A 26,065-nucleotide genomic window follows, 5' to 3' on the forward strand; every position below is an offset into this window, starting at 1 on the left:
TAGCCTAATATTCTCTAGCTTTTTTTATAGAGGTAGTGTATAGTTATTTTGGTAAATTGCAAGTTGAATTTGAACAACTATAATCAAGAAACACACTCAATAGCATAAACTTCATCGAGGAATGCATCAAATAGCTCTGACGGCGTATGGTAGCCCAAAACACGACGTGGGCGCTGGTTCAGCGTATCTGCCATGTTCAGGATATCCTCATCAGAGAACCGCTCTACGGACATGCCCTTTGGGATGAAATCCCTCAGCAAGCCATTGTGGCGTTCGTTTTGAGCCCGTTCCCACGAGCTGTACGAATGTGTAAAGTACATCTTGGTGCCGAGACTCTCGAACTGTGACAAGTTCTCAAACTCAGGACCGTTATCGGCCGTCATCGTCTTAAAAATCTGGCTGAAGCGCTCTGCGCCATATAGCTCCTGCAACTGTGCAAGAGCGGATTCAACGCCGGCACAGGTACGTCCAGGAATGCGGATGGCGATGTAGTTGCGCGTAACCTTTTCAACAGCAGTGAAGACTACTGCCTCACGGCCTGCACGCTGACCAACGACCGTGTCCACTTCCCAGTGGCCAATTTCGGTACCTTCATTGACGACGGCAGGACGTTCCTCAATGGAGCGACCCTTCATACGCTTGTTCTTACGTACCCATTTCCGACGGTGTTTATGCTTTAAGGCTCGCGGGACTTCGAAGAGCGACAGCGGAAGCTTATTAGCCCAAGGCATGTTGTAAAGCGTCTTGGTACAGGGAATCTGTGCCGGCGTAAATAGCTTGTTCCGCCTAGCATAGCCAACGCAGGCATCCAGTGACCAACGTTCCTGGCGGACTTGTTCTACCATCCATTGGATGAACGATTCGCAGTCGTCATGATCGATTTTGCAAGTCTTCCTGGAGTTCTTGCGATTCTTTGCGTATGCCTTCTGACCGCGCTTTGCCATATACTGTGGGGCACGACCGTGCTTGCTTTTTCGTTCCGGCGTTCCACGCCGAAGCTCATAGAAAACAGTCGTATGAGCACATCCTACTGCAGCAGCAATGTTGCGAAGGGAAAGCCCTTGACGATGCAGAGCTTGAATCATACCACGTTCTTCCAAAGAAAGATGGCGGCCGGGGATACGTACGTCCTCCATTGTGTTAGAATGGATGTGATCCATCGTGATTGCTCCTTTGTTGATGATTTCTCGCAAAACCATTTTAGCATGAGGCTTCACTATGGATTTTTATTTTTTGATTAACTGTTCAAGTTCATTTTACAACTGACCNTCCATTGTGTTAGAATGGATGTGATCCATCGTGATTGCTCCTTTGTTGATGATTTCTCGCAAAACCATTTTAGCATGAGGCTTCACTATGGATTTTTATTTTTTGATTAACTGTTCAAGTTCATTTTACAACTGACCGTATAGTTATTTTCATAACAAGAAAAGTAGGAGTTTAGCGAAAATGCAGATTATTGTTGTGGGGTGCGGAAAAGTTGGGCGAACCATCACCACCCAGCTGATTCAAGAGAATAATAATGTAACGGTAATCGATACCAATGCCAGCTTGATTCGTAATATTTCTACCAATTACGATGTCATGGGAATCGTGGGGAACGGTTCCAGCTTTACGGTGCTGAGCCAGGCGGATTTAGAACACGCGGATATGCTGATTGCCGTAACCGAAAGCGATGAAGTCAACCTGTTAACCTGCGTCATTGCCAAACTGAACAATACCCGATGCCATACCATTGCCCGGGTACGGAGTCCCCATTATTCGGCGGAGCGCCATTTCCTTCAGCGGGGGCTGAATCTGTCCATGACCATCAATCCGGAACTGGAAGCTGCTAAGGAAATTGCCCGGCTGCTGAATTTTCCCCAAGCTATTGAAATCTTTAGCTTTGCCAAGGATCGCATTGATATGCTGCGTTTTAGGGTCCCGCGCAATTCTCCCCTTTTGGGCAAATCCCTGAAGGCTTTGGCTCCTCTTACCACCAATCTATTGGTGTGCATTATCGAGCGGAACAATAAGATTATGGTCCCCCATGGGGATACGGTAATCCAGGCCGGGGATATTCTGACCATCATTGCCATGCCGGCGGACGCCCAGGAATTCTTCAAGAAAATCGGCGTGCGCACCAACAAGTGCAAGGACGTGATGATTGTAGGCGGCGGGGATATCACCTATTACCTGTCCAAAATCCTTCGGGACAACCGGATCAATGTGAAAATCATTGAAAAGGATATGGACCGCTGTGAAGAATTGGTGGAAGGCCTGCCGGGGGTTACCGTGGACTGCGGGGACGGCACCGAAGAAGAGTTGTTAAAAGAAGAACATATTGAGAATATGGACGGCTTTGTAGCCTGTACCGGTATGGACGAAGTCAATGCCATCCTTTCCATGTATGCCTTGAAGCAGATGGAAGGAAAAGTGGTAACCAAGGTGAATCACGTGGACTTCGGGGACGTTATCGAAGGCTTGCAGTTGGACAGCGTGGTAAACCCTAAAAAACTTACAGCCCAGCAGATTGTCCAATACGTCCGGGCCGCCGGCAACAGCATGGAATCCAACGTGGAAACCTTGTATCGGCTGATGAACGGGCGGGTAGAGGCCTTGGAATTTTTGATTGACAAGGAGTCCATGATTATTGGCCAAAAGCTGGTGGATATGAAAATCAAGGAAGGGGTCCTGATTGCCGGTATTGTACGCAACGGGCGTCTGATTATTCCTGGCGGCCAAGATGAATTCCATGTGGGGGATACAGTCATTGTAGTGACCGTCCACCTGGGCTTCCATGATATCTATAACATTTTGGCCTAGCAAAGGAGCATCTTATCATGAATTATCCTGTCATTGGACAGGTGCTGTCCTGGATCCTCGCCACCGAGGGGATGATTATGCTCCTGCCCTGCATTATTTCCCTGATCTACCATGAAGACCAGGGAATGGTCTATTTTGCACTTTCTCTCATTGCCATGGTTCTGGGCTATACGGCCAGACGCCGGAAGGTGGAAAACCGGACCATTTACCAACGAGAAGGTTTTGTGGCGGTAGGCCTTTCCTGGGTAATCCTTTCTTTATATGGGGCTTTGCCCTTTGTATTGACGGGAGAGATTCCCAGTTATCTGGATGCCCTGTTTGAGATTGTTTCCGGCTTTACCACTACCGGCTCTTCCATCCTGCCGGATGTGGAGGCCCTGTCCCATACTTCGCTTTTTTGGCGGAGCTTTTCCCACTGGATAGGGGGCATGGGGGTGCTGGTCTTTATCCTGATGCTGGTGCCTTCCAGTACCGGCGGCACCCAAATGAATCTGATGAAGGCTGAAAGTCCCGGACCGGACGTTTCCAAGTTTGTACCCCGGGTGAGAAACACGGCCATCGTGCTATACCGAATCTACCTGGGCATGACCTTACTTATGATTTGCCTTCTGGCCCTTACGGGGATGAACTGGTTCCATAACCTGTGCATTACCTTTGGCACTGCCGGCACCGGCGGCTTTGGCATTGTCAACAGCAGCTGCGCCGACTATACGCCCCTTCAACAGTGGATTATTACCATTTTTATGATTGCTTTTGGGGTCAACTTCAGCTACTATTACCTGATGCTCATTCGGAAGGCCAAGGAAGCCTTCCGCCTGGAAGAAGTACGGGCCTATCTTTCCATTGTTGCAGCTGCGGGACTCCTGGTGACCTGGCAGATCCACAGCTATTTCTCTACGTTGGAAGAAGCCCTGCGGGCTGCCTTTTTTCAGGTGGCCAGCATTATGACCACTACGGGTTTTAGCACGGTGGATTTTGACCTGTGGCCCAGCTTTGCCAAATGCATCCTGGTGCTGCTGATGATTGTGGGAGCCTGCGCCGGTTCCACTGGCGGCGGTGTGAAGGTCAGCCGGATTGTGCTGATTTTCAAATCCATTCATTTGGAAATGGAACAGCTGATTCATCCTCACGGAATCCAGCGGATTCGGATGGATGGCAAAGTGGTGGACAGCAAAGTATTGAACTCCATTTATATTTTTCTGGTAACCTACTGTCTGATTTTTGGCATTTCCGTGCTGCTGGTCAGTCTGGATAATTTTGATTTTGAAACCAACTTTACGGCGGTGGCCGCCACCTTGAACAATATCGGCCCTGGGCTGGCCGGTGTGGGACCTACCCAGAACTTCAGCGCTTATGCGCCTTTTTCCAAATTGGTGTTGATTTTTGATATGCTGGCAGGCAGATTGGAGCTGCTTCCCATGCTGATCCTGTTCTACCCCAAAACTTGGAATCGCAACTAAAAAGGGTAAAAAAAGGGATCTTCCTCTGTCTGCTGACAAAGAAAGATCCTTTTTTATGTAGCTGGAAACGGGCTGCTTACCGGTCCCGGTTCAGCCAGGCATTGACCTGCTGGTTGTAATATTCGTTTTTCTTCTTTTCTACCCATTTGTCCCGTTCTTCGCAAATGGCCAGCATTTCATCGGCAATTTCTTCAGCACTGCTGGGCTGGACGTGAATCAGATACTGGGTGAGCCGGGTGATGGTGTTTTCCGTGCCCAGCTGGGCGGCCAGCAGCTGGCCGAATTCGGCGGGGTAGCCCATCTGCACCAGAACCTCTATCAGTTCGTCGGCAGCGGCTGCCGTAGTTTTAGTTGTCATGTGTTTTCCTCCTTGCAGCAGGGCCTTTGAGCCGCTGCAGCAGTTTGTAGAATAAAATGGCGGCAAGGACGCCCAGGCTGTCCAAAAGAACGTCGCTGACCTGGGCGCTGCGGCCTGGGGACAGAAGCTGAAGGGTTTCATCCAGGGCTGCGGCAAGAGCGCCGCAGAAAAAAGCCCAACGGGGGCCTCTGGGGGGCTGAAAGGTGCCGCCTGTAAGCCGCAGCAGCAGGCCCAAAAGGGCAAATTCGGTCAGGTGGGCCAACTTCCGGATGGCGTAGATGTTCAAATAGGCCAGTCCGGGGAGAAAACTCCCCAGGGACAAGGTCCAGTGGAGAACCGTTTCGCTTTCTGAGGCTGAGGCGGAAGCGTTCATCAGGGAATGGCCCCAGATAAAGGCCAGCATACCCAGGGTCAAACTGCGAAGCAGCCATTTGTACATGGAGGGACCTGCCTTTCTGGAGAAATTTTCACTCAGGCAGCCCAAGGCTGCGCCTGAACTATTGTACCATATCCCCAGAAAGCTGTAAAAAGCAGAAATAGCCTGCCTGCGGGGATAATTTGACAAGTTCACCAAATTGCTAAAATACAAACGTTTTCTTTGTATCAATTTTGGAAAACAGGAGGGAAGGCGAACTGTCGCGGTTTGACAGGGAGCTGGAAAATATGGTAGTGTAGAAATTAATAGTAAATGCGAATGATTCGCATAAAGATACAAGCTGGAGGAGGATACCCTTGCTGCGAAGAATCTTATCGATTTGGGGAATCTGTCTGCTGCTGCTTCTGGGAATGGGCAGGGTACAGGCGGCACCCCGTATTCAAGCGATTACGTATGGCGTAGTTCCCCAGGAGAGACTGCGCATTGTATTAGATACCGGCCGTCCTTTGGACTACGATGTGGACCTGGACGATGAGGAGATTACCATTTCTGTGGAGGGTCAGCTTGCCGGAGCCAGGCCGGATACCTATTACCCCAAAAATACCCCCTACATCCGGCGGGTACGGGTGGAAAGTGAGAGCCGTCGGACCCTTTTGCACGTCATTATGAAGCGGGAGCCGGACAAAAAGAGTGTCCATGGGTTTTACCTAAAGGCCAATGCGGAAGCAGGCCGGCCGGGGCGAATGGTCTTTGATATTGTGGCAGGACCTGGAGAAAAGGCGGTCAACGGGTACCGAACCCGGGGCGGCATTAAGGGAAAAATCATTACCTTGGATCCTGGCCACGGCGGAACGGACCCGGGAACCCATGGCTTGGATACGGGCCTTACGGAAAAACAGGTCACCCTGCCGGTGGGACTCAAGGTCAAGGAGTTGCTGGAGGACAAAGGGGCCATTGTCCATATGACCCGCACACGGGACGTAGATGTGTACGGTCCCAATGCTACGGACCGACAGGAATTGCAGGCTCGGGTGGACGTGGGAGAAAAATACCATTCTGACCTGTTTGTGAGCATCCACTGCAATGCCAGTACCAACCGGAGCGTGCAGGGCTTTTCCAGCTATTATTATCCCAAGACCTGGTATGACCAGAAAATTGCCAGCTGCATCCAGCGCGAATTTATGAAGCTGGGGCACCACGAAAACCTGGGGGTGCGGCAGGCTGGTTTCTACGTGATGAAACATAGCTCCATGCCGGCCACCCTTGTGGAAATGCTGTTCATGACCAATCGCCGGGAGGAGCGGGAACTGAATTCCCGGAGCTTCCGGGATAAACTGGCCAAAGCTATTGCCAACGGTATCGAAAAATATTTCTCCTAAGGGTGCTTGTAATTTGAATTGTTTCGACTTTTTGCCCAAAATGTGCTACCATTTGAAGTAACGGACGTGCTGTGTACACGGCAGAGGTTTTCTTTTGAGAAAGAAGGCAGAAAATATGAAAATTGCAATTCCTTTTGCAGAAGGACAAATTTTTCAGCATTTTGGCAAAAGCACCCAATTTAAACTGGTAACGGTGGAAGAGGGGAAGATTACGGATCAGCGGCTTTTGGACGCTGAGGGTCATGGCCACGGGGCCCTGGCTGCTTTTCTGAAGGAGCAGGGCGTGGATACGGTAATCTGCGGCGGCATGGGAGAAGGTGCCAGAACGGGCCTGACCCAACTGGGCATTCAGATTTACGCAGGGGCCCAAGGCGATGTGGCAGCGGCCGTGCAGCAGCTGTTGGAAGGCAAGCTCACCGACGTTCCAGGGGGCTGCGGCCATCATCACGGTCATGAAGAAGGTCATGGCTGCGGCCATAAGCATGACCATGGAGAAGACGGTCACGGCTGCGGTCACCATGAACATCAGGGGCATGAGGAAAAGGACCTGCGGGCGGCAGCCAAGGCCGAGCTGAAGGAAAAGCAGCACCAGGAGAAAAAGGCGGATAAGCACGCCGAAAAACACGCAGAGAAGCACGAAGAAAAGCACAAGGATAAACACGAAGCTAAGCATGTCGATAAGCACGAAGGTAAACACGAAGACAAACATGCCGATAAGCATGAAGATAAACACGCTGATAAACACGCCGAAAAACACGCAGAAAAGCATGAAGAAAAGCATGAAGACAAACACAAGGATAAGCACGGCGCAAAAGAAAAGAAAGCTGCCAAAGAAAACTAAGCGGCAGTTGGAAGAAATGGGGCTGTGAAATAATGAAACTTCTATCGTCGCCTGCGGCGACACTTTCTACACGCTTGCAGGAAGCAATCTATGCCGCTACTAGTCAAGTAATAGATTTGGGTAGTGCAGGTATTTACGAACTATGTTGCTTTGCTATACTCGTTTAGTACATGACTCGTAGGGGTCTAAGACCGGCCCATCCAAGCGTGGAGGGGCTGTCAGTCCGCAGGACTGACTGAGGAAGTTTAGTGGGATAAGGTTATAAAGAACAAGAAAAACGGCTTGCGAACTCTTTTGAACTCGCAAGTCGTTTTTCTTTTGGGGGTAGGTATTATTGCACAGCCCCGGTTTTGTTTTTCTATAGCTCCAAAACTGAAAAAAACGGTACAGTCTAATAGGGGAGATACAGACTTTGTGAATTTTTCTTGACAGGGTGGAAAAAGACAAGTATGATAGGCGGTACAGCAATACATACTATACAGATATGAATTAACAGATGGGAGAGATGCTTCATGAAGAAAAACAAATTGGCAGCCGTGCTGGCAGGCGTTTTGGCACTGGCTCTATTAGCCGCAGGCTGCGGCGGCAGTGATTCCAAAGCTGGCGGGACAAGCAGCAAGCCCATCAAAATTGGTGCTACGGCAGGGCCTCATGCGGACGTGGTCCATGCAGTGGCTGAGGAAGCCAAAAAACAGGGCATGAATGTGGAAGTGGTGGAATTCTCCGATTACATTACGCCGGATAAGGCCTTGGCGGAAGGCGATCTGGACCTGAACAGTTACCAGCACGCACCGTTCTTGAACAACTTCAATACCCAAAACAATACCAAACTGGTGCCCATTGGCAACACTATCCTGATGCGCATGGGTATCTACAGTGACAAGATTCATGACCTGAAGGCTGTGCCCGACGGCGCTGTAGTGGCCATTCCCAATGATCCCACCAATGGCGGCCGGGGACTGGTGCTCCTGGAAAAGGCTGGCCTGATTAAATTGAAGGCTGGGGTGGGCTTTAAGGCCACGGTCAACGATGTGGTGGAAAACCCCAAACATTTGCAGTTTAGAGAGCTGGAGGCTGCGCAGCTGCCCAGAAGCCTGGCAGATGTGGATCTGGCCGTGATTACCATGAACTATGTAATGAGTTCCGGTATGGACGTGAAGAAGCAGGGCCTGTTCTGGGAAGCGGACGATGAACCGTTAGCCGTTATGGTGCTGGCTGCCCGGGAAAAGGATAAGGACAAGCCGGAATATAAGAAGATTGCGGAAATCTTCCATTCTGCGGCAGTGAAAAAATTCATTGAAGACAAATTCAAGGGAACCATTGTTCCTGCCAAATAAGCTAGGGGCTGCAGCGTGGCTGCGGCCCTTTCTTTCTCCGGAAAACTTTCTAAAAGTAAAAAAAGTTCGTTGACAAAGGGATTGCTGCATGATAGAATAATCACTGTTGTGATACCTATCACGCTTTGCCGAAGTGGCGGAATTGGCAGACGCACTTGACTCAAAATCAAGCGCCCTCAAAGCGTGCCGGTTCGAGTCCGGCCTTCGGCACCAATCAAAAAGTAAGACTGTGAAATTTTCACAGTCTTTTTTTGTGCGCCAAAAAGCTTTTGGACAAAAGAAACCCGCTGGAAAGCCCAGCGGGTACGCAGTTCACTTTGCTTTATTTCAGCTCTGCAGTTTTTTCTTCCCCAAATTCCACCAGACCACCCAGGTGTAGGGAAACCACCTTGCCGTCCTGGATATCGGCACCGGCGGTTAATTTGCCTCCGGGCATGGACAGCTCTACTTCCAGGGAACGGCCTTGGCGCAGGGCCAGGGCTGCTGCCACGGAAGCCGCACCGGAACCGCAGCTGTTCTCCCAGTACAGGGTGCCGGTTTTGCACACATAGACTGCGGGAATTACCTCCAGACTGCCTGGATCTACCAGCATCAGCCCATAGGCCTCGGGTTCCGGCCACCGGGAAACTTCCCGTTGAAGGGATTGGAACAATTGTTCTTTGTCCACATAATCCAGGTTGGGGGTGAAATAAATGTAATGGTCGATGCCCGGCAGGGAAATCAGCTGGCACTCCACACTCTCCCGTTCATAGGAAAGGGGAATGGTGCCGGTTTTCAGAGGGGGCTGGAGTTTGATGACCGTTTCGTAGGTGCGGTCCTTGACCTTTTTGGCACGGGCTGGCAGGGCTTCCGAGCAGCCAGAGCAGCTGACCATAAAATCGCCCTGGTCCTTATTTTGCAGCAGCAGGGCATAGGCTGCCGAGGAACGGGAAGCGTTCCCGCAGAATTCGCCGCCCATCATGGTTACGGTAGTGTGGTTCCCGGCAACGGCAAAACAGCCAACCTGTTCCGCCGTTGGTTCCATTTCCAAAAGAAAACGATTGACCACCTTCCGCTGCTCAGGAGGGATGGAATCAAGGACAAAAAGTGTGATGTTGCCGCTGGGGTTAGCAGTGACGTAATGGATTTGCATATTCAAGGACCGCCTTTCTATGGAAACAAAGCATAATAAGCTTTTGATTTATGCCTTTATTATACAGACCTAATGGGAAATAAACAATATCAAAATTTCGATTTTTGCATGATTTCTGAAAATAAATCTGTGTATCCGATTTGTGCTACAATAAGGAACGTGCAAAACGTAAAAATAAGAACAACCCAATGGAGGGATAGTGTGAAAAAGAAAGTCAAATGGTTTGGTTTTTTGTGTATGGGGCTGGCGTCCCTGCTGCCCTGGCATATAGGGGCTGCAGCCGATGCTCCCAACTGGCAGGGGGGTGTTCCTGAATACCAGGAAGTTCAGGGTAAAATTACCCAGGATGGCCCCAAGCTGGTCTTTTCTGATAGCCCAGAAATGGTCAAGGAATGCGGCATCATGTACCGGGATACGGTGCAGGGTCCGGTGCGCCTGTTTTTTCATCATGTGAATGATATGAAAACCGATAAACGGCTGGCAGTGGTGCTGCGCCGGGTGTCCCTGCGGCCCAGTTCGGTGTTGGTGGGGAAAAATGGCGTTTCCCGGCCCAATACGGACTGGCTGGAAGCGGGCAAGGAAGCCCAGGAACGCTACTATGGATCAGTCCCCAGCCGGAAGCCCTTTGCAGTTTTAGGGGTCAAGGATCTTTTGGGCAGCGGCAAAGGCCTGGTAGTAAAGCCCCAGCAGTTGGTTACGGGAATTGTGGACCTGGAAACAGACCAGCCCGTAGAAGTGTCTGTGCTCATGATGCCCATGAATGCGGACCTGAAAATTTCTACGGATCTGTTTTCCATTCTGCCTCCTGACGAAGGCGGCCATGTGCTGCGGGGGACCTTCAATACCTCCAACTGCCATGTAACCCTGGAGGAACCCTTTGATGCGGATAAGAACACCATCTGGGGCCTGGAACTGGCGGATAATGCCAAGAATCCCTACGTTACCGGGGTGGACGCCACCACCGGCCAAAAGGTCATCAATTACGGCAACTATGGGGTAATGTACGACGTGAATTTCCGGACCAAGGGCAAGCGCAATACCATTCTCCGGTTCAATCCCTACGGAGGACCCTATGCCGGGGAAGGGGTGCTGGACGTACAGGATAAGGCCGCCAAATACATCCGCCTGCCGGAAGACGCTACTTCCTTTGGTTGGAGCGGAGACGGGGAAAACATGGTGGTGGGCACCATTCCTGCGGACCGTCGGGCTACCTTCCATTTTTCGCCTCCGGGCTCCTCCAATCTGCCCATTCGGCTGTTTTGGCAGGGTGAGGAGAAAAACGATTTTAGAAATAGATTTAATGGAAAATAATTATCAAAAATACTTGCTTTTTTATTAAAAATGGCCTATAATAAACCTGTAATCGAGATGGATGCATGAAACGTTTTTATCCGCTCGAAATGCTAGAATATAGGGGGAATTGACAATGCCAGAATTAAAAGGTACTCAAACTGAAAAGAATTTACAAACTGCTTTTGCAGGTGAATCTCAAGCGTATAACAAGTATGGTTATTATGCTTCCGTAGCTAAAAAAGAAGGCTATGAAAGAGTAGCAGCCAACTTCCTGGAAACCTCCAACAACGAAAAAGAACACGCTAAGATTTGGTTCAAGGCTCTCCATGGCGGCTCCATTCCTGATACCGTTGCCAACCTGAAAGATGCGGCTGCCGGTGAACATTACGAATGGACCGATATGTACAAAGGCTTCGCTGAAACCGCTGAAAAAGAAGGCTTCACCGAATTGGCTTATAAATTCAGAGCTGTAGGCGCTATCGAAAAACATCATGAAGAAAGATACCAAGCTCTGCTGAAAAAGGTAGAAGATGGGACCATGTTCGAACGCAATGAAAAGACCGTTTGGATCTGCTCCAATTGCGGCCACATTGTTGAAGCTGAAAAAGCTCCTGAAATCTGCCCGGTTTGCGCTCATCCCAGATCCTACTTCATGGTCAACTGCGAATGCTTCTAAGCTGACACAAAAAAAGGTGCCTCAAAAGTTACTTTTGAGACACCTTTTTTTAAAACTGTTTCAGGCTGTACTTATCGGTTGGTGAGCCCCAGTTCCGCCAGCATTTCCATGTCTTCTGCAATGGTGGTGCCGGAGGTGGTGAGCATATTGCCGGTAATGGAAGCAGAAGCCCCGGTGAGCAGCGCAGACTTGCCGTTGTCCGGCAGCAGTTTACGGCCCGCAGCCAGACGGATATTGGCCGTGGGGTTGATGAAGCGGAAAATGGCAATGGTGCGCAGGATATCTTCCGGCGGCAAGGAAGGACGACCTTCCATACCGGTGCCGGGGATGGGCATCAGGGCGTTGATGGGAATGGATTCAATTCCCAGGCCTTGCAGCTCAAAGGCCATATCCAGCCGGTCCTGCCAGGTTTCACCCATGCCGATGATGCCGCCGGAGCATACGCACAGGCCTTCTGCCTGGGCGGCCTTGATGGTCCGGATCCGGTCATCGTAGGTGTGGGACGTGCAGATCTGGGGGAAGTAGCGCCGGGAGGTCTCGATGTTGTGGTGGTAGCTGGTAACCCCGGTTTGTACCAGCCGGTGGAATTGTTCCTGGCTGAGTATGCCGTGGGAGGCGCACAGGTCGATGGTCAGGGTTTTGTGCATTTCCTGGTAGGTGTCCAGGGCTTTCTCAAAATCCTTACCGGTCAGGGCCCGGCCGGAAGTTACCAGGGAAAAACGGTTGGCGCCGGCATCTTGGTCGGCCTTGGCCACTTTCATAATTTCTTCTTTGGGCAAAAAGCCGTATTCTTCACAGTCCGTATGATGGCAGGCGGCCTGGGCGCAGTATTTGCAGTTTTCGCCGCAGCGGCCGCTGCGGGCGTTGATGATAGTGCAGAAATCCACATGGTTGCCGCAGAAATGCTTTTGCAGGCGTCCAGCTTCCCGCTGCAGGTCTTCCAGGGGCAGGGTCAGCATTTCCTGTACAATGGCATCGTCCTTTTGCAGGCGGTACCCAGCCATAATCCGATCGGCAACAGCCGTTAGTGTTTCTTTCATGAAATTAGTCATCCCTTCTCCAATGGTCTATGAGTCATTATAGGGGACGGGAAAAGAACGGTCAACGCATATTACAAACAGGTTAACATAAAACTTTTTATTTCACTAGGAAAAGGAGTGTATCAAAATGGACAAAAAAGAATTGCTGTTCATCTATCTGGAAGGCTGTCCCTATTGCCAAAAGGCTTCCCATGCCTTGGAAGGCATTTTTGCAGAGCATCCGGAGTACAAGAAAATTCCCCTGGTCCGGGTCAGTGAGACCAAGGAACCGGAAAAACTCCAGGGCCGGAACTATTATTACTGCCCCACTTTCTTCTACGGGGACGAAAAGGTCTACGAGGCTGCGCCCGGAGATTCCGAGGAGAAAATGGACAAAATCCTCCGGGACTTCTACCAGAAGGCAATGCAAGGCTGAAACACTTATACAAAAAGCGGCTCCAGGCAATGGCTTGGAACCGCTTTTTCTTTGTGCGTAAAAATCAGCTATTGGCACCGGACAGGGCCTTGGCTTTCATTTCCTGATACTTCCGGGAGTAGAAAGGCTTCATTTGGGCTTCCCGGTGGTCGTAGCCGTAGGCCCGCTTGGAAATGGTCAGGATGGGAGGGGCCTGAATCCGTTTGGCTACTGCCAGGCCGCAGAAGTTTTTCCACCACCGCTCCAGGTCTGCAATAAAGGCTTGGGGAGTGGGGAACAGTTCCTTGACCAGCCCTGGGGCGCAGCCCAGGTGTTCTTCCAGGGTGCCTTCCAGGTACCAGCCCAGCAGGTCTTCTGGAGAAGTCTTGTACCAGTCCTCAATAAAGGAACGGAATAGGAAGTCGTGGTAGGGGTAGACCAGGGGGTCGCCGCCGTTTCCCACGGTTTGGGCTTCGGACAGTTCGGCACTGGGCTTAATGGTGAAAATCTGCTCTGGAATCACTTCTTTGTGGAAAACTTCTTCGTTCAGGTAGTGGCCCAGGGCGTAGACCTGGTGCTTCCACAAATCTCCCAAAAGGGCCAGGACGCCGGCAATGTCGCCGTAGAAGGTGGCGTAGCCCACGGTCATTTCCGCCTTGTTGGAGTTGCAGGAGAAGCCGCCCCCAAAGGAAGCTGCTAGTCCGGCAATTACCCGGGCACCCCGGTCCCGGGCCTGAATGTTTTCCGTAGCAAAGGGGGTAATGGTCAACTTGGAATCTTCTCCCGTAGCGTAGTTGTGGATGGGGGTCTGGCCCAGCTGCTCAATGGTCTTGTCCACTACTTCCTGGATAGGAATGATTACGTAACGGGTACCCAGGGCCTGGGCCATTTGCTGGGCCAGGTTTTTGGTAACAGAGGAATTATAGCGGCTGGGAATGTTGGCCAACAGCACATTATCCGCTCCCAGAATGTCCACATAGAAGGCGGCCGTTACCGCAGAGTCAATGCCGCCGGAGACGCCAATGGTCATTTTTTGGATACCAATCTGTTTAAGAAATTGGGACGCCCCGTAGTGCAGCGCCGTATAAATTTCCTTGGCATCGGAAAATTCCGGTTCCGGTGCTTTGGTCAGTTCCAGCTGCTCAGTTGCAGGATCAAACCGGGCCGTAAGCAGGGTTTCCTGGAAGGCCGGTGCATCGGAGCGGCTTTGGCCATCTGCACTGTAGAAGGTGCTGCAGCCGTCAAAGGTAAAGATGTTTTTGCCGTTGTTTTGGACCCCTACGCTGTTGCAGTAGACCAGGGGAATGCCGCATTCCTTGGCTTGGGCGGCAAAAATCCGGTGCCGCTTGACATTTTTGTGGAAGGTGTAGGGGGAGCAGGAAATATTGCAGAGAAGCTGGGCTCCATTTTCTTTAAGCAGCTGGGGAATATTATAGTAGTAGTTTTCCGTCCAGCCGTCTTCGCAGAGCATAATGCCCAGCTTGACTTTCTGGCCCCGGATGGTTACCGGTACGGGCTGGAGCAGCTCCTTGAGAGACGGGGTGCCGGGCAATTCCAGCTGCAGTTTGGTGGTGCTGTGGAAATACCGACCGTCGTCAAATTCCCGGTAATTGGGCAGGGCAGTTTTGCTGATAAAGGGGTAGGGCAGACCGCCGTGGAGCAGTTTGCCGTTTTGGGCCACAAAGGCCGCGTTGTATTTGCGGATTCGGCCGTCTTCGTTGATTTTTTCAGGGTCCAGGGCAATATTGCCAAAAACGATGCAAAGGTCCTTGCTGGCGGCAATCAGTTCCTTGCCCCAGGCCTCACAGTCCCTGAGAAAAGCGTTCTGTTCCCAAAGGTCTCCCAAAAGGTAGCCGGGGATGGTCAATTCGGGAAACAGGACAATGTCCGCCTGCTGGGCTCTGGCTTTTTCCAAATAGGCCAGGGCCTTTTTTGTATTGGCTTCCGGATTGCCAGGTTCTACCTGGATCTGGGCACAAGCAATCGTGATCTTCATTTGTGTATCACTCCGTTACTTGATATAATATAAGCTTACAGATGGGCTTATCAAACCTGTATGCTTACTATTATAACAAAAGGAGCGGGGATATGAAAGTCAAGAAGACCAATGCGGCTCGTATTCTGGACGAAGCCCATATCAACTATGAACTGAAAAGCTATCCGGTAGATCCGGACCATTTGGACGCCGTCCATGTGGCAGAATCTGTAGGAATGCCCCCAGAACAGGTGTTTAAGACCCTGTGCTGCCGGGGAGATAAAACGGGCGTCCTGTTTGCCGTAATTCGGGGCAACGGAGAGCTGGACCTGAAGGCACTGGCTAAGGCCAGCGGCAACAAGAAAACCGAATTGGTGCATCTGAAGGAAGTGCTGGGCCTTACCGGCTATATCCGGGGCGGGGTAAGCCCCATCGGCGCCAAGAAGCATTATCCGGTATACCTGGACGACACGGCCAAAAACTGGGAGATTATTGCGGTCAGTGCCGGGCACCGGGGACTGCAGCTGCTGTTAAAACCCGACGATTTATTGGCGGCAGTGGAAGGCAGCTACTTTACCAATCAATAAGAAAAGAAGAAGAAACGGCTGAAATAGAGCGAAAATTGCCGAGGTAGTTGCGCACAAGGGGCGCTTATGCTATGATACGATTGCGTAAAGCAGAAAGTAGGGGGACTATGTTATACATTAGTACAAGAGGGAAAACAGATATGGTAAGTTCAGCCCACGCCATTTCCAATGGCTTGGCAACTGATGGAGGGTTATTTGTACCCAAAGAGTTTCCTGCAATCAGCCTGGCTGAAATTGATGCTATGCGGGGTACGCCCTACAGTGACCGGGCACTTACGGTACTGGCAAGGTTCTTGACAGATTATAGTGAAGAAGAACTAAAAACCTGTGTGGAAACTGCCTACAGCAAAGAACGCTTTGGGGATTTTCCTGCACCGCTCCACATGCTGAAGAAAGACCTGGATGTACTGGAATTGTGGCATGGACCTACTTGTGCGTTTAAGGATATGGCCCTGCAAATTCTGCCCCTGTTCCTGACCAAGGCTGTGGTAAAGACCGGGGAAGAGAAAAAACTGGTGATTCTGGTGGCTACCTCCGGGGATACGGGCAAGGCGGCCATGGCAGGCTTTGCCGATGTGCCGGAAACGGAAGTCATCGTGTTCTATCCCCAGGAAGGGGTTAGTGACATCCAGAAATTGCAGATGGTTACCCAAAAGGGCGACAACGTTCACGCCGTTGCGGTGGAAGGCAATTTCGACGATGCCCAGACCGGCGTAAAGAAACTCTTTGGCGATAAGAAACTGGCTGAAGAACTGGATGAACACGCCTGCGCCTTCTCCTCTGCCAACTCCATCAACTGGGGCCGGCTGGTTCCCCAGATTGTATACTATTTCAGCGCTTATGCGGAAGCCGTCAACGGCGGCCGGATTGAAAACGGCGAACCCATCAACTTCTCCGTTCCTACCGGGAACTTTGGGGATATTTTGGCCGGGTTCTACGCCAAGCTCATGGGCCTGCCGGTGAACAAATTCATCTGCGCTTCCAACAGTAATAATGTGCTGACGGACTTTATCAATACGGGCGTCTACAACCGGAAACGTCCTTTCCATAAGACCATTTCTCCGTCCATGGATATCCTGGTTTCCAGCAACCTGGAACGGCTCCTGTTTGAGGAGACCGGTCATAATGCAGCCAAGGTGGCCGGCTGGATGCAGGAACTGGCGGACAAGGGAGAATACAGCATTGACAGTGAGCTGCAAAGCCGGATTCTCAAGGACTTTTTCGGTACCTGGGTGGACGAGGTGGAAACCCGGGAAACCATCGGGGATGTGTACAACAATTACGGGTATGTAATGGATCCCCATTCCGCAGTAGCCTACAAGGCACTGGAAAAATACCGGCTGATGACCAATGACCCCACGTACTCCATTGTGGTTTCTACGGCCAGCCCCTTCAAATTCAATGATGTGGTGCTGCAGTCCTTGAACCCTGATAAGTACGAACAAGCGGACCTGAATCCCTTTGAGGCCATGAAGACCCTGGCCGAGCTTACCAAGCTGACCATTCCGGCCAGCATGAGCGAACTGCCCTATTTGCAGGTGCGGCAGAGCCAGGTGATTGCCAAGGATCAGCTGGAAGCGGAAGTGAAAAAGACCCTGGGCCTGGAATAAGGCCTGGAAAGCATGGGGCCCGGCCCCGAACTTGTATATCGAGAGCTTTCTGTTCCCTGGGGACAGAAAGCTCTTCTTACGTGCAAAAAAGGCTTTTCCAGGGTAAAAAATGCGGCCACAAGTGGTGTCTAAGCTCCTGTAATAGGGGTCATAAGAAAAGTCGAATAAAGTGTTAAAAATGTTTCAGTTCAAACGTAAAATTTCGTGGGAACGCCTTATTTTTTTATAGGAAATATGGTATGATATCCAACGTAGATTACGCGATTCAGAGGGGAGAAAAAATGGAAGTAACAGAAATTACCAAGATCAGACGGAAAGTGCTGACCATGCTTGCCAAGATGACGTATGATGGGAATCTGCCGGACCACGTTTATGACGTGCTGCAGATCGTGAACGAAAACACGCCCAGACTGCGTTGCTGTGTGCACAAGGAAAGAGCCGTCCTGAAGGAACGGATCAACGTTGCCCTGGGTATGGATACGGATATGAACATTATCCAGGCATCCCAAAAAGCCTTGGAGGAACCGGTGGATCGGACCCAGCACGTGATTGCTGTATTGCCGGAAGCCTGCTCCGCCTGCCCTGTAAACAAATATATGATCACCGATATCTGCCGCCGTTGTCTGACCCACCGCTGCATGAACGGCTGCCCCAAAAAGGCCATTTCCGTTTACCAGGGCCGGGCCCACATCGACTATGATATGTGCGTGGAATGCGGTAACTGCAAACGGGCCTGCCCCTACGGCGCTGTAGCGGAAATTGCCCGTCCCTGCGAAAATGCCTGCAAGGTACACGCCCTGCATACCGGCAAGAACAAGAAAGCGGAAATTGACAAGAACATCTGCGTAGAATGCGGTGCCTGCCGGGCTGCCTGCCCCTTTGGCGCTATCGAAGAACGCAGCCATATTGTCCAATTGATCCAGGCCATCAAATCCGGCCAAAAAATCTATTGCCTGCTGGCACCTTCCTTCGTAGGCCAGTTCGGCCTGAAGGTACAGCCGGGCCAGATTGTGGCTGCCTGCAAGAAGCTGGGCTTCAAGGAAGTCCGGGAAGTGGCGGTAGGCGCCGATATGACCACTATTTCCGAAGCGGAAGAATATGTGGAAAAGGTGGAACACGGCACCCAGAAGCTGATGACCAGTTCCTGCTGCCCGGCCTTTGTGGCTACGGTAAAACGCCATGCACCGGCTTTGGCGGACTGCATTTCCGATACCGTATCTCCCATGGTGGCCCGCAGCAAGGCTGTAAAACATGACGATCCCGGTGCGCTGACGGTTTTTGTAGGTCCCTGCATTGCCAAAAAGGTAGAAGCCCGGGAACACCCCGAAGACATCGATTTTGTGCTGACCTTTGAAGAACTGAAATGCATGATGGACAGCATGGGCATCAACCCGGCGGACTGCGAAGCCGCTCCGTTCCACGCTGCTTCCTCTGCTGACGGCTGCAGCTTCCCGCAGGCAGCTGGGGTAAGCACCGCCGTCAATGACTACACCAAGGAAAAATACAACCTGGAAGTAAGCGGTCAGTACTGCAACGGTTTGGACCAGTGCTTGCAGGCCCTGAAGGATTATCAAGACGGTAAGCTGGATGTGAAATATATTGAAGGCATGGCCTGTGAAAAGGGCTGCCTGAACGGACCGGGAGCCATGACAGAACCGGGCATTACCCGGGTGCTGCTCAAGCGCTTTGCCGCCACTACCGCCATGACCTGCGCCGGGGACAACGAATTGGCCCAGCAGGGCGTGAAAAACGTGGATATGGAACGGGTATATTTGCGCAAATAAGCGTAGTGTGATAAAATAGCCGAGTAGCTATATCAAGGTAGGAGGAGAATTTGTATGTCGGGACACTCTAAGTGGGCAAATATTAAATTCAAAAAAGGGAAAACAGATGCACTGCGTGGGAAGATTACCACGAAAATTGGCAGAGAAATTACTATTGCTGTCCGCATGGGAGGTTCTGATCCTACTGGCAACATGAAGCTGAAGTTGGCTCTGTCCAAGGCTAAAGCCAACAATATCCCTAAAGATAATATCAAAAGAGCCATTGCCAAGGGCGAAGGCACCACGGAAGGCTCTGATTACGAACAAATTACCTACGAAGGGTACGGCCCTGCAGGGGTGGCCATTATGGTCAGCGCCCTGACGGATAACCGGAACCGTACGGCTGCCGATGTGCGCCACGTCTTTTCCAAAGGCGGCAACATGGGTGAATCCGGCTGCGTAGGCTGGATGTTCAAAAACAAAGGTGTATTCACCGTGGAAAAAGAAGGCGCTCCCTCTGAAGACGAATTGATGGAAATCGCTTTGGATGCAGGCGCTGAAGACATGGAAACCACAGATGACAGCTATGTGATTACCACCGCTCCGGAAGACTACGATGCCGTGGAAAAAGCCCTGGCTGATCATAATATTGAGGTTGCCATGAGTGAGTTGTCCCTGATTCCTGACAACACCATCACCGTTACGGGTGAAGATGCAGTAAAGGTACAGAAGATGCTCGATAACTTCGAGGACCTGGACGACGTGCAGGACGTTTATACAAACGCTGACCTGCCTGAAGAATAACAAGAAGTATGGCCGGCCAGCTGGGGGTTTCCCCGCTTGGCCGGTTTTTCACTATCAGGAGGAATTTTATGCTGGTATTGGGCATCGACCCGGGAACGGCGATTTGCGGCTACGGGCTGGTTCGTCTGGAAAAAAGCCGGCTGATTCCTGTGCATTACGGAGCCGTTTTTACGGATAAGGATATGCTGCCGGAATTGCGGCTGAAGAAGATTTTTGAAGAATTGAATGGATTGATTGCGGATTACAAGCCGGATTTCATGTCGGTAGAAAAGCTGTACTTCAACCGGAACGTGAATACGGCTATTCCTGTGGGACAGGCCCGGGGCGTTATTGTGCTGACAGCAGCCCTGGCTGGGATTCCGGTGTTTGAATACACCCCCATCCAGGTAAAGCAGGCCATTACCGGTACCGGCCGGGCGGACAAGAATCAGGTGACCTATATGGTCCAGAAGCTGCTGCACATCCAGGAGAAACCCAAACCGGATGATGTGGCGGACGCCCTGGCCATTGGCATCTGCGGCCTGAATTCCATTCGGGAAAAAGATTTGCTGGAGAGGTTATCATGATCGGATTTATTAACGGCAGAGTGGACCATATTGGGGTGAATTTTTGCCTTTTGGAAACCAGCAGTGGGGTAGGGTACCGGATTTTCATGAATACCGGGGACCTGGGCCGGCTGACGGTGGATCAGCGGACAAAGGTGTACACCTATCTGGCGGTCCGGGAGGACGCCCTCCAGCTGTATGGCTTTTTGACCTATGATGCCTACAATCTGTTTACCCAGTTGATTACCGTCAGCGGGATTGGCCCCAAGGTGGCACTGGGTATTTTGTCGGCCTCCAAGGTAGATGCCTTCTACCTAGCCCTAAAGAACCGGGACCTGAAGTATTTGACCAAGCTTCCCGGCATTGGGAAGAAAACGGCAGAACGGATGCTCCTGGAGCTGAAGGATATCCTGGGACCGGAAGGCACGGAAGAAGCCGGGGGCGGCGAAAATCTGGGAAGCCTGGAAGAAGGCACCGGCGTGCTGGGGGCGGTCTCTGACGGCCTGACCTATCTGGGCTATACCCAAGCAGAAATTGCGGAGGTGCTGAAAAAGCTCCCCGTAACACCTGACAGTACGGCGGAAGAACTGCTGAAGGCAGCGCTGCGGCTTATGGCCAGGAGGAGCTAATGGAAGAAACCAATCGCGTGATTGCAGGACAGGAGCAGGAGCAGGACGGCTGGCAGTACAGCCTCCGGCCCCGGCGCCTGGCGGAATATATCGGACAAACCAAGGTGAAGAAGAACCTGGAGATTTTTATCCAGGCGGCGTTGAAACGGAAGGAAGCCCTGGACCATGTGCTGCTCTACGGGCCTCCGGGACTGGGGAAGACCACCCTGGCCAATATCATTGCCAACGAGCTGAATGTAAACATCCGCATTACCAGCGGCCCGGCCTTGGAACGGCAGGGGGATCTGGCGGCCATTCTTACCAATCTGAACGAAAGTGATGTGCTGTTTATTGATGAAATCCACCGGCTGCCCAAGACCGTAGAGGAAATCCTTTATTCGGCCATGGAAGACTACGCCCTGGACATTATCATCGGCAAGGGGCCGGCAGCCCGGAGCGTACGGCTGGATTTGCCCCGGTTTACCCTGATTGGGGCAACCACCCGGATGGGCTCCGTGGCGGCTCCCCTGCGGGACCGTTTTGGGGTCATCTGCCATTTGGAATTCTACACTCCGGAAGAATTGCAGATTATTGTGGAACGGGCTGCGGAAATTTTGCAGGTGAAGATAGACCCGGAAGGGGCCTACGAAATCGGCCGGCGGAGCCGGGGTACCCCCCGGGTAGCCAACCGGCTGCTCAAGCGGGTGCGGGACTTTGCCCAGGTGGCGGATCTGGACCATATTTCCACGGAAGTTTGCCGGGAAGCCATGCAGCGGCTGGAAATCGACGATTTGGGTCTGGACCGGAACGACCGCCGGCTGCTGCACAAGCTGGTGGTGGACTTTGGGGGACGGCCCGTGGGGGTGGATACCCTGGCGGCGTCCCTTAACGAAGAAACGGAAACCCTGGAAGATGTGTATGAACCCTACCTGATGCAGCTGGGAATGCTGCATCGGACGCCCAAGGGACGGCAGGCTACGGCTGTGGCGTACCAGTATTTGGGCGTACCCTATCCAGAAGAGAGGAATGTACCGTGAACCTATTGCTTCATGCCTGCTGCGGCCCCTGTTCCACCTATCCTGTAAAAACCTTGACGGAGCAGGGAAAGAGCTTTACAATTTATTACTTTAACCCCAACATCCATCCTTATAAAGAATTCAAGCGGCGGCTGAATACCCTGCGGGAATTCTGCGAAAAACGAAAATACAAACTGGTGGTGGACAAAAGCTATCCCCTGGAGCAGACCCTCCGGGGTATGTTGGACGAACCCACCGTGCGCTGTGCCTACTGCTACCGGGTGCGCCTGGAGGCGGCAGCCCGCTACGCCAAGGAAAACGGCTTTGATGCCTTTTCCACCACGCTGCTGGTGAGTCCCTACCAAAAGCATGAATTGATTAAGGAAATTGCCGAAGAAATCGCAGAGCGGGAGGGGATTCCCTTCTACTATGAAGATTTCCGGGTTGGCTACCAGGAAGGAGTGGACATCAGCCTGGAGCTGGAAATGTACCGGCAGCCCTACTGCGGCTGCATCTTCAGCGAGCGGGATCGGTATGAACGGGTGAAAAAGAAGAAGCACCCGGCGGTCCAGCCCCAGCAGGAAGGTAGCAGCCTATGAAGAAAAAGCTGACGATCATCGGAGTTGTATGTCTGGTTCTTCTGTTCCAGGGTCTTGCCCTGGCAGCAGGAGGCGGCCCGAAAATTCGGGTGGGCCTGGCAGTGGAGCAGTTTTCCGCCCAGGTGCAGTCCAAGGGCAAAATCAAGGTCATTGACGGAAGCGGGAAAACTACCGTGCTTTCGCCGGGCCAGCATTTTGTCAGTGTAAAAAACGGCAGCCTATATGCAGATGATAAGAAGCTTTCCGGGGGTCAGCTTTCTCTGGTAGCTGACAACGCCAAGAACCCCATCTATATCAACCAGAAAAACTACCGGGGTGCCCTGACCGTGCTTTTAAACAGCGGCCGGAAAAACCTGACGGTGGTAAATACCCTGCCGGTGGAGCAGTATCTGTACGGGGTGGTTTCCAAGGAAGTGATTCCCCTGTGGCCCGACGAAGCCATCAAGGCCCAGGCTGTAGCTGCCCGCTCCTTTGCACTGTACCACCTGGACAAGGACCAGTACCCCAACTTTGACATCAAAGCTACGGATATGGGACAGGTCTACGGCGGGGCGGCGGCAGAACACGCCAACACCAACAAACTGGTGGACGCAACGGAAGGAATGGCGGCTACCTACAAGGGAGACCTGATTCAGGCCTTCTTTCACAGCAGCAGCGGCGGGTATACGGAATCCGCCTACAATGTTTGGGGAAAGGATATTCCCTATCTTCAGGCAGTGCCCGATGAGGACAAGGATTCCCCCCAGTACACCTGGACCAAAAGCTTTACCAAGGTCCAGCTGAACCGGCTGCTGAGCCAGAACGGCTACAATGTGGGGGACCTGGAGGGCATCCGGCTGTCCGCCCGGGCAGCGGCGCCCATGAAATGGACCCCGGACCGGGGAACCTCCGGCCGGGTGAAGCGCATGACCTTTATTGGCAAGCGGGGCTCTGTGACCATCCCCGGCAATAAGGTCCGCTCCATGCTGGGCCTTAGCAGCACCCTGTTTGAAATCCAGATTGGACCGGAACGGCCGGACAAGTTAGAAGTACCCATTACCAACCGGTATGGGTATCAGATTGGGGAAAAAACCATACCCATCCGGGAAAAGGACCAGGGCGGCACGGCCGTAGGGGATCTGCGGCTGTTTAGTGACGTACCCGGGGAAAAGGTGACCTTTACCGGAGGCGGCTGGGGCCACGGCGTTGGCCTTAGCCAGTGGGGCGCCCGGGGCATGGCCCTGTCCAGGGAAGCCCGGGGTAAGAAAGATTATTATAAAACCATCCTGGCCCATTATTATCCGGGCATTCGGGTGGAAAAAGAATATTAGGAGAAAAAATGGACGTTACAGATTTTGATTATGAGCTGCCTCAGGAATTGATTGCCCAGCATCCGGTGGAACCCCGTGATTCTTCCCGGCTGTTGGTGATGGATAAAAAAACGGGTGAACTGGAACACCGGCATTTCTACAACCTGCCGGAATACCTGAAACCCGGTGATGTACTGGTTTTTAACGATACCCGGGTAATCCCGGCCCGGCTCCACGGGGTGAAAACCACCGGAGCCCATGTGGAAGTTTTTCTGCTGACCCGGAAAAATGCCACGGACTGGGAAGTGCTGGTACGGCCCGGCAAGAAGCTGCAAAAGGGAGCCCAGATTAATTTCAGCGAGGAGCTGAGCTGTGAAATTCTGGAAACCACCGATTTTGGCGGCCGGATTGCCCGCTTCCACTATGACGGCGTCTTTGAGGAAATCCTGGACCGGCTGGGAGAAACGCCCCTGCCGCCCTACATCCACGAACCCCTGGCCGACAAGGAACGGTACCAGACCGTGTACAGCCGGGAACGGGGCAGCGCTGCGGCACCTACTGCCGGCCTGCACTTTACCAAAGAACTGCTGAAAAAAATCAAGGATATGGGCGTGGAAGAAGTTTTTGTAACCCTCCATGTGGGTCTTGGCACCTTCCGGCCGGTCAGCGAAAGCCGAATTGAAGACCACAAGATGCACAGCGAGTTCTACTCGGTGACCCCGGAGGCGGCGGAAGCCATCAACCGGGCCAAGCGGGAAGGCAGACGGGTCATTGCCGTAGGCACCACTTCCGTCCGGACCCTGGAATCTGCTGGGGCAGACGGGATTGTAAAGCCCGGCGGCAGCTGGACAAGCATCTTTATCTACCCGGGCTACCAATACAAGATTGTGGACGCCCTGGTCACCAATTTCCACCTGCCCCAAAGCACGCTGATTATGCTGGTGGCTGCCCTGACCAGTCGGGAAATGATCCTGAACGCCTATAAGGTGGCCGTTCAGGAAAAGTATCGTTTCTTCAGCTTTGGCGATGCCATGTTCATTCGGTAAAGGAGATTCCATGCGCCAAGTCTATTTCGAACTGATTAAAGAAGACCCCCGCAGCGGGGCCCGGCTGGGCAAGCTGCACACTCCCCACGGCACCTTTGACACCCCCATGTTCATGCCCGTAGGTACCCAGGCCACGGTAAAGACCTTGACCCCGGAAGAACTCTACGCCATGAACTCCCAGGTGATTCTGTCCAATACCTACCACCTGTTCCTCCGTCCTGGCACGGAGTTGGTGAAGAAGGCCGGGGGCCTGCACAAATTTATGAACTACAACCGGGGGATGCTTACGGACTCCGGCGGCTTCCAGGTCTTCAGCCTGGGAGAAATGCGGAAAATTACGGAAGAAGGGGTCATGTTCCGGTCCCATTTGGACGGCTCCAAGCAGTTCCTGAATCCGGAAGTGGCTACCAAAGCCCAGGAAGACCTGGGGGCCGACGTTATTATGGCCTTTGACGAATGCATTCCCTATCCTGCGGACCACGCCTACGCCAAGCAGTCCACCGAGCGGACCACCCGCTGGGCCAAGCGCTGCCTGGACGCCAAAACCCGGGATGACCAGGGCCTGTTCGGCATTATTCAGGGGGGCATGTATCCGGACCTGCGGGAATACAGTGCCAAAGCCATTACGTCCATGGATTTTGACGGCTTTGCCATCGGCGGCCTCAGCGTAGGGGAACCCCATCCTCTCATGTACGATATCCTGGGAAAAACCACCCAGTGGATGCCCAAGGACAAAGCCCGGTATCTGATGGGCGTTGGCACGCCGGACTGCCTGGTGGAAGGGGTCAACCTGGGGGTGGATATGTTTGACTGTGTGTATCCCACCCGGGTAGCCAGAAACGGTACGGCCATGCTGCCTACCGGCCGGCTGGTAGTGCGGAACGCTGCCTATATGGAGGACTTCCGCCCCATTGACGAAAACTGCGATTGTTATACCTGCCGCCACTTTAGCCGGGCCTATATCCGCCACCTGTTTAAGGCAGAAGAAATCCTGGCATTGCGGCTGCTGTCTATACATAATCTCCATTTTCTGTTAAAATTTGCAGAGAATATGCGCAAGGCAATTGCTAATGACACGTTCCCGGAATTTCGGGCAGCGTTCTTAGAGAATTACAACACTACAGGGAGGTAA

Annotated in this window: 25 protein-coding genes and 1 tRNA gene; 20 read left to right on the top strand and 6 right to left on the bottom strand. The window is 52.3% G+C overall.

Going from position 1 to position 26,065, the window contains the following annotated elements; translation table 11 throughout:
• Positions 1–83: 83 nt before the first annotated feature.
• Entirely contained in the window at positions 84–1,160 is a 1,077-nt protein-coding gene (locus C7E10_RS10235) for an IS30 family transposase (RefSeq protein ID WP_105327177.1), read from the bottom strand.
• A gap of 289 nt (positions 1,161–1,449) precedes the next feature.
• On the opposite strand from C7E10_RS10235, the gene trkA reads away from it, so the two are divergent.
• Both trkA and C7E10_RS10245 read left to right on the top strand, forming a co-directional pair.
• Positions 1,450–2,805 carry a Trk system potassium transporter TrkA gene (trkA, locus tag C7E10_RS10240; RefSeq protein WP_105327178.1) on the top strand — a complete coding sequence of 452 codons (1,356 nt, stop codon included), beginning with the start codon at positions 1,450–1,452 and terminating at the stop codon, positions 2,803–2,805.
• A gap of 17 nt (positions 2,806–2,822) precedes the next feature.
• Positions 2,823–4,265: a TrkH family potassium uptake protein gene (locus C7E10_RS10245; RefSeq protein WP_105327179.1), complete on the top strand. Its 1,443-nt coding sequence runs from the start codon at positions 2,823–2,825 to the stop codon at positions 4,263–4,265.
• A 76-nt stretch (positions 4,266–4,341) separates the two neighbouring features.
• Here C7E10_RS10245 and C7E10_RS10250 read toward each other — a convergent pair whose 3' ends face one another.
• Together C7E10_RS10250 and C7E10_RS10255 are read right to left on the bottom strand one after the other, a co-directional pair.
• Positions 4,342–4,623: a hypothetical protein gene (locus C7E10_RS10250; RefSeq protein ID WP_105327180.1), complete on the bottom strand. Its 282-nt coding sequence runs from the start codon at positions 4,621–4,623 to the stop codon at positions 4,342–4,344.
• A complete protein-coding gene (locus tag C7E10_RS10255; RefSeq protein ID WP_105327181.1) occupies positions 4,613–5,062 on the bottom strand; it encodes a VanZ family protein in 450 nt (149 codons plus the stop codon). Before C7E10_RS10255 ends, C7E10_RS10250 begins: the two co-directional genes overlap by 11 nt.
• Before the next feature lie 293 nt (positions 5,063–5,355).
• Here C7E10_RS10255 and C7E10_RS10260 point away from each other — a divergent pair, with 293 nt between their 5' ends.
• From C7E10_RS10260 to C7E10_RS10275, 4 genes are all read left to right on the top strand, one after another.
• Positions 5,356–6,378 carry an N-acetylmuramoyl-L-alanine amidase family protein gene (locus tag C7E10_RS10260; RefSeq protein ID WP_231085906.1) on the top strand — a complete coding sequence of 341 codons (1,023 nt, stop codon included), beginning with the start codon at positions 5,356–5,358 and terminating at the stop codon, positions 6,376–6,378.
• 115 nt (positions 6,379–6,493) lie between these two features.
• Positions 6,494–7,219: a NifB/NifX family molybdenum-iron cluster-binding protein gene (locus tag C7E10_RS12235; RefSeq protein ID WP_200820219.1), complete on the top strand. Its 726-nt coding sequence runs from the start codon at positions 6,494–6,496 to the stop codon at positions 7,217–7,219.
• A gap of 512 nt (positions 7,220–7,731) precedes the next feature.
• Positions 7,732–8,556: a MetQ/NlpA family ABC transporter substrate-binding protein gene (locus tag C7E10_RS10270; RefSeq protein WP_105327182.1), complete on the top strand. Its 825-nt coding sequence runs from the start codon at positions 7,732–7,734 to the stop codon at positions 8,554–8,556.
• A 127-nt stretch (positions 8,557–8,683) separates the two neighbouring features.
• Positions 8,684–8,769: transfer RNA gene (locus C7E10_RS10275), tRNA-Leu, on the top strand.
• A 109-nt stretch (positions 8,770–8,878) separates the two neighbouring features.
• On the opposite strand, the gene C7E10_RS10280 is transcribed toward C7E10_RS10275, so the two are convergent.
• Positions 8,879–9,688 carry a histidine racemase CntK family protein gene (locus tag C7E10_RS10280; protein WP_105327183.1) on the bottom strand — a complete coding sequence of 270 codons (810 nt, stop codon included), beginning with the start codon at positions 9,686–9,688 and terminating at the stop codon, positions 8,879–8,881.
• Between the two features lie 201 nt (positions 9,689–9,889).
• Here C7E10_RS10280 and C7E10_RS10285 point away from each other — a divergent pair, with 201 nt between their 5' ends.
• A complete protein-coding gene (locus C7E10_RS10285) occupies positions 9,890–10,999 on the top strand; it encodes a copper amine oxidase (RefSeq protein ID WP_105327184.1) in 1,110 nt (369 codons plus the stop codon).
• Positions 11,000–11,114: 115 nt separating this feature from the next.
• Positions 11,115–11,657, top strand: coding sequence for a rubrerythrin (gene rbr, locus C7E10_RS10290; protein ID WP_105327185.1), 543 nt, complete (start codon positions 11,115–11,117; stop codon positions 11,655–11,657).
• A 71-nt stretch (positions 11,658–11,728) separates the two neighbouring features.
• Here the strand turns inward: rbr and bioB are convergent, their stop codons facing one another.
• Complete coding sequence (bioB, locus tag C7E10_RS10295; protein WP_105327186.1) at positions 11,729–12,697, bottom strand: biotin synthase BioB; 969 nt, start codon at positions 12,695–12,697, stop codon at positions 11,729–11,731.
• 127 nt (positions 12,698–12,824) lie between these two features.
• On the opposite strand from bioB, the gene C7E10_RS10300 reads away from it, so the two are divergent.
• Positions 12,825–13,112, top strand: a complete 288-nt coding sequence (locus tag C7E10_RS10300) for a glutaredoxin (protein WP_105327187.1) — start codon at positions 12,825–12,827, stop codon at positions 13,110–13,112.
• A 64-nt stretch (positions 13,113–13,176) separates the two neighbouring features.
• On the opposite strand, the gene nadE is transcribed toward C7E10_RS10300, so the two are convergent.
• Positions 13,177–15,087: an NAD(+) synthase gene (nadE, locus tag C7E10_RS10305; protein WP_105327188.1), complete on the bottom strand. Its 1,911-nt coding sequence runs from the start codon at positions 15,085–15,087 to the stop codon at positions 13,177–13,179.
• 92 nt (positions 15,088–15,179) lie between these two features.
• Here nadE and ybaK point away from each other — a divergent pair, with 92 nt between their 5' ends.
• The 11 genes from ybaK to tgt all read left to right on the top strand — a co-directional run bounded on the left by ybaK (position 15,180) and on the right by tgt (position 26,065).
• A complete protein-coding gene (gene ybaK, locus C7E10_RS10310) occupies positions 15,180–15,653 on the top strand; it encodes a Cys-tRNA(Pro) deacylase (protein WP_105327189.1) in 474 nt (157 codons plus the stop codon).
• Between the two features lie 107 nt (positions 15,654–15,760).
• Complete coding sequence (gene thrC / locus C7E10_RS10315; protein ID WP_105327190.1) at positions 15,761–17,263, top strand: threonine synthase; 1,503 nt, start codon at positions 15,761–15,763, stop codon at positions 17,261–17,263.
• A gap of 281 nt (positions 17,264–17,544) precedes the next feature.
• Positions 17,545–19,047, top strand: a complete 1,503-nt coding sequence (locus tag C7E10_RS10320; protein ID WP_105327191.1) for a 4Fe-4S dicluster domain-containing protein — start codon at positions 17,545–17,547, stop codon at positions 19,045–19,047.
• Between the two features lie 54 nt (positions 19,048–19,101).
• Positions 19,102–19,830: a YebC/PmpR family DNA-binding transcriptional regulator gene (locus C7E10_RS10325; protein WP_105327192.1), complete on the top strand. Its 729-nt coding sequence runs from the start codon at positions 19,102–19,104 to the stop codon at positions 19,828–19,830.
• Between the two features lie 68 nt (positions 19,831–19,898).
• A complete protein-coding gene (ruvC, locus tag C7E10_RS10330) occupies positions 19,899–20,396 on the top strand; it encodes a crossover junction endodeoxyribonuclease RuvC (protein WP_105327193.1) in 498 nt (165 codons plus the stop codon).
• Positions 20,393–21,004, top strand: coding sequence for a Holliday junction branch migration protein RuvA (ruvA, locus tag C7E10_RS10335; protein WP_105327194.1), 612 nt, complete (start codon positions 20,393–20,395; stop codon positions 21,002–21,004). The genes ruvC and ruvA overlap by 4 nt, the downstream gene beginning before the upstream one ends.
• Positions 21,004–22,020 (top strand): Holliday junction branch migration DNA helicase RuvB, encoded by a 1,017-nt coding sequence (ruvB, locus tag C7E10_RS10340; RefSeq protein ID WP_105327195.1) that lies wholly within the window; start codon positions 21,004–21,006, stop codon positions 22,018–22,020. Before ruvA ends, ruvB begins: the two co-directional genes overlap by 1 nt.
• A complete protein-coding gene (locus C7E10_RS10345; protein ID WP_105327196.1) occupies positions 22,017–22,598 on the top strand; it encodes an epoxyqueuosine reductase QueH in 582 nt (193 codons plus the stop codon). The genes ruvB and C7E10_RS10345 overlap by 4 nt, the downstream gene beginning before the upstream one ends.
• Positions 22,595–23,908, top strand: a complete 1,314-nt coding sequence (locus C7E10_RS10350) for a SpoIID/LytB domain-containing protein (protein ID WP_105327197.1) — start codon at positions 22,595–22,597, stop codon at positions 23,906–23,908. The genes C7E10_RS10345 and C7E10_RS10350 overlap by 4 nt, the downstream gene beginning before the upstream one ends.
• Positions 23,909–23,916: 8 nt before the next feature.
• The gene (gene queA, locus C7E10_RS10355; protein WP_105327198.1) at positions 23,917–24,933 is read left to right on the top strand and encodes a tRNA preQ1(34) S-adenosylmethionine ribosyltransferase-isomerase QueA; all 1,017 of its coding nucleotides are present in this window, start codon (positions 23,917–23,919) and stop codon (positions 24,931–24,933) included.
• Between the two features lie 10 nt (positions 24,934–24,943).
• Positions 24,944–26,065 (top strand): tRNA guanosine(34) transglycosylase Tgt, encoded by a 1,122-nt coding sequence (gene tgt, locus C7E10_RS10360; RefSeq protein WP_105327199.1) that lies wholly within the window; start codon positions 24,944–24,946, stop codon positions 26,063–26,065.

The organism is Acidaminococcus hominis (genome assembly GCF_900291475.1).
Classification (GTDB): domain Bacteria; phylum Bacillota; class Negativicutes; order Acidaminococcales; family Acidaminococcaceae; genus Acidaminococcus; species Acidaminococcus hominis.